Raw genomic sequence first — 2,899 nt, forward strand, 5'->3', positions numbered from 1 at the left:
TAAGGGCGTACGGTGGATGCCTTGGCGATATCAGCCGAAGAAGGACGCGGTAAGCTGCGATAAGCTACGGAGAGGTGCAAGCAACCTTTGACCCGTAGATATCCGAATGGGGGAACCCGGCAGTGGTCATGCACTGTCACCCATACCATCGAGTATGAGGAGGGCACCTGGGGAACTGAAACATCTAATTACCCAGAGGAAAAGTAATCAAACGAGATTTTCTGAGTAGCGGCGAGCGAAACGGAAAGAGGCCAAACCGGAGCGGGCAACCGCGCCGGGGTTGAGGACAGTCATCAAGTGTAAATGAGGTAGAAGAATAGAGTTGGAAAGCTCAGCCGTAGAAGGTGAAAGCCCTGTACTCGAAACCTTGCATACACGGGACTGTATCCAGAGTACCACGAGACACGTGAAACCTTGTGGGAAGCAGGGGGGACCACCCTCCAAGCCAAAATACTGATATCGACCGATAGCGCATAGTACCGTGAGGGAAAGGTGAAAAGAACCCCTGGCGGGGAGTGAAAGAGAACCTGAAACCGTATGTCTACAAACAGTCGAAGTCTGTATATAATCAGGACGACGGCGTGCCTATTGAAGAATGAACCGACGAGTTACTGTTGCTAGCGAGGTTAAGTGGAAAACATGGAGCCGCAGCGAAAGCGAGTCTGAACAGGGCGTTCAGTTAGTAATAGTAGACCCGAAACCGTAGTGATCTATCCATGGCCAGGTTGAAGCACAGGTAAAATTGTGTGGAGGACCGAACTCGTGAGCGTTGAAAAGCTTTGGGATGAGTTGTGGATAGGGGTGAAATGCCAATCGAACACGGAGATAGCTGGTTCTCCCCGAAATAGCTTTAGGGCTAGCCTCGAGGTTGAGAGTATAGGCGGTAGAGCACTGATCGGGCTAGGGGCCATACCGGTTACCGAACCTAGTCAAACTACGAATGGCTATACTTATACTCGGGAGTCAGACAGTGAATGATAAGGTCCATTGTCAAGAGGGAAACAGCCCAGAACACCGACTAAGGTCCCCAATGTTACACTAAGTGGCGAAGGATGTGGAGTTTCAAAAACAACCAGGATGTTGGCTTAGAAGCAGCCACCATTTAAAGAGTGCGTAATAGCTCACTGGTCGAGAGACTCTGCGCCGAAAATGTCCGGGGCTAAAGTGTAAAACCGAAGTCGTGTCATATGCAGCAATGTATATGGGTAGGGGAGCGTTCTCATCGGGCTGAAGCAGTACCGGAAGGAGCTGTGGACTGGTGAGAAGTGAGAATGTCGGTATGAGTAGCGAAAAGAATGGTGAGAATCCATTCCACCGAAAGCCTAAGGGTTCCTGAGCAACGATCGTCGTCTCAGGGTAAGTCGGGACCTAAGCCGAGGCGGAAAAGCGTAGGCGATGGACAACAGGTTGAAATTCCTGTACCGGTGTGAATCGTTTGAGCGATGGAGTGACACAGTAAGGTAGGTCAGCACGCGATTGGAAGAGCGTGTTTAAGCAAGTAGGTTAGGTGATAGGCAAATCCGTCACCTTAAAAGCTGAGATGTGATGACGAGCTGTTAACAGCGAAGTGATTGATCCTACACTGTCGAGAAAAGCTTCTAGTGAGAGACACATCGCCCGTACCAAAACCGACACAGGTAGGCGGGGAGAGAATCCTAAGGTGCGCGGGAAAACCCTCGTTAAGGAACTCGGCAAAATGCCTCCGTAACTTCGGGAAAAGGAGGACTCATGTAGTGTGAAGGGCAGCAACGCGTGGAGCATGAATGAGTGGCACAAGAGAGGCGCAAGCGACTGTTTACCACAAACACAGGTGCCTGCTAAAGCGAAAGCTGACGTATAGGTGCTGACACCTGCCCGGTGCTGGAAGGTTAAGAGGAGGGGTTAGACTTCGGGTCGAAGCTCTGAATTGAAGCCCCAGTAAACGGCGGCCGTAACTATAACGGTCCTAAGGTAGCGAAATTCCTTGTCGGGTAAGTTCCGACCCGCACGAAAGGTGTAACGACTTGCGCACTGTCTCAACGAGGGACCCGGTGAAATTGAAGTACCTGTGAAGATGCAGGTTACCCGCGACTGGACAGAAAGACCCCATGGAGCTTTACTGCAACCTAAGATTGAACTTAGTTAATGAATGTACAGGATAGGTGGGAGACGTAGAATCTAGGGCGCTAGTCTTAGAGGAGTCGCTGTTGGGATACCACCCTTTGATTAATTGATTTCTAACGGGCCGAGTAACGACCGGCCGGACAGTCTTAGGCGGGCAGTTTGACTGGGGCGGTCGCCTCCTAAAGAGTAACGGAGGCGCCCAAAGGTTCCCTCAGAGCGGACGGAAATCGCTCGAAGAGTGTAAAGGCAGAAGGGAGCTTGACTGCGAGACGGACAGGTCGAGCAGGGACGAAAGTCGGGCTTAGTGATCCGGTGGTGCCGAGTGGAAGGGCCATCGCTCAACGGATAAAAGCTACCCTGGGGATAACAGGCTAATCTCTCCCAAGAGTCCATATCGACGGGGAGGTTTGGCACCTCGATGTCGGCTCATCACATCCTGGGGCTGAAGTAGGTCCCAAGGGTTCGGCTGTTCGCCGATTAAAGTGGTACGTGAGCTGGGTTCAGAACGTCGTGAGACAGTTCGGTCCCTATCCATCGCGGGCGTAAGAAACTTGAAGGGGGCTGCTCCTAGTACGAGAGGACCGGAGTGGACGAACCGCTGGTGTACCAATTATCCTGCCAAGGGTACAGTTGGGTAGCTACGTTCGGGACGGATAAACGCTGAAAGCATCTAAGCGTGAAACCAGCCTTGAGATGAGGTTTCTCATAGCATAAGCTAGTAAGATCCCATGTAGACGACATGGTAGATAGGCCAGGTGTGGAAGAGCCGTGAGGTTTGGAGCTGACTGGTACTAAT

At 51.7% G+C, this 2,899-nt stretch carries 1 rRNA gene; it reads left to right on the forward strand.

Annotation, left to right across the window (positions count from 1 at the left end):
• Nucleotides 1–2,899: ribosomal RNA gene (locus NFR29_RS08220) — 23S ribosomal RNA — on the forward strand; the annotation flags it as partial.

Source organism: Veillonella agrestimuris, from assembly GCF_943193065.1.
GTDB classification, from domain to species: domain Bacteria; phylum Bacillota; class Negativicutes; order Veillonellales; family Veillonellaceae; genus Veillonella; species Veillonella agrestimuris.